At 31.6% G+C, this 1,357-nt stretch carries 2 protein-coding genes; both read right to left on the reverse strand.

The genetic code is table 11. From position 1 onward, the window contains the following. Window positions 1–64 precede the first annotated feature (64 nt). Window positions 65–619: an ORC-CDC6 family AAA ATPase gene (locus WFH18_RS17415; protein ID WP_336755365.1), complete on the reverse strand. Its 555-nt coding sequence runs from the start codon at window positions 617–619 to the stop codon at window positions 65–67. Beyond that, window positions 616–1,281, reverse strand: coding sequence for a phosphoribosyltransferase-like protein (locus WFH18_RS17420; RefSeq protein ID WP_336755366.1), 666 nt, complete (start codon window positions 1,279–1,281; stop codon window positions 616–618). Before WFH18_RS17420 ends, WFH18_RS17415 begins: the two co-directional genes overlap by 4 nt. Window positions 1,282–1,357 lie beyond the last annotated feature (76 nt).

Raw genomic sequence — 1,357 nt, forward strand, 5'->3', positions numbered from 1 at the left:
TTATACTGTCACTGAGGCAGGTTGGACATTTGATTTCTAGAGTTATTTGCATTTCTCTATTTTATCAAAATTCAACCTGCTTTTTTTTAGCATACTTTTTGATACACCACCCAATTTTATTAGTCTGATTGTTAATATATTCAAGAATATAACTAACATTCTCAAATTTTTTATTAAAATATTTTTCTGCAACCTCACATACTGCAGAATCATTTATATTACTTTCAGAACAGATATTATCTATCAAATCAAAAGTTGAACGAAGTATTAGAAGCTCAAAATAAACTTTAAAGATAATTTTACCTTGATCTCGACCAAGATGGTCAAACTTACTTAGATCATTTGGCAATCTTAAATAAATACTTATTGCACCTAATTCATTCAGGCTACTCTTTAAATCATAAGAATTTCTTTTCAAGGCTACTTTTAATGAGAAATATCTTAACAGGTGGGTCTTTCCAGTCCCTTTCGCCCCTAGTAAATATCGGGATCCTAAAGCACTTAATGATAGCTTTTCTCTAAAAGATTGTTGTCGAGTATCTAACCACGCAGCATTAATTTGGCTATCATTATATTCTGCGGCTCGTAAGGAGCTATAGTCACTTAAAGTTCTTTTCATAGCCCTGATCCTTGCTTACTGTATCTTTTAAAAATTGGAGTGAAATGAGGCCCTGTTTTCCAAAAAATTGGTATAGTATTGTCAGGCGTATTATATGAAAAACCTAACATTAATTGCGAATATCCAAAACCATGCACATCTCGGATTCCGCAACCTAATAATTGTGAATATTTTCGGCTAAATGTTTTAATCTTAGATCGAGAAGGAAACTCACGATTAGCAAAATATCTAGACTTTCTTCCAAAAGCCTTATAAGTTTCATCTAGAATAAATAATGTTTTTGCTTTCCCATTAAAGGATTCGGCATGATTTATTTTCTTAGATGCATTATAAGTTGCAAATAAAGATATAAATTGTATCTCTAGATCGGGAAGACTAGCTCTTATTTTTTTTATTCTTTCTTTGATAAATGTGTTTAATTGACGCCCCGTTCCCACTAAATCATCAAAAAACACAACTCGCTTAAGAGTAGGATCTTTAAGGATTATGTTTCCACTTTGATCTTCCTGAAAGATAGCATAATAGTCACAAAAATATTTAACATCAAGATCGTTAATTTGTCTAAAGTAATATAATAAGTGGGACCCACTTTCTGAAGGATTTCCAGCTCCTAAAAAACGAGTAACTTGGCAGAGTAAAACTTGAAGTGCGACATAAACCACCTAATTAATTTAAAGGGTTTATGGAGTATATAAAATTGTCATACCATCATCTTAACTTTGAAGATCGTACTGCATT

The organism is Acinetobacter sp. USHLN143, from assembly GCF_037145695.1.
Lineage (GTDB): Bacteria > Pseudomonadota > Gammaproteobacteria > Pseudomonadales > Moraxellaceae > Acinetobacter > Acinetobacter fasciculus.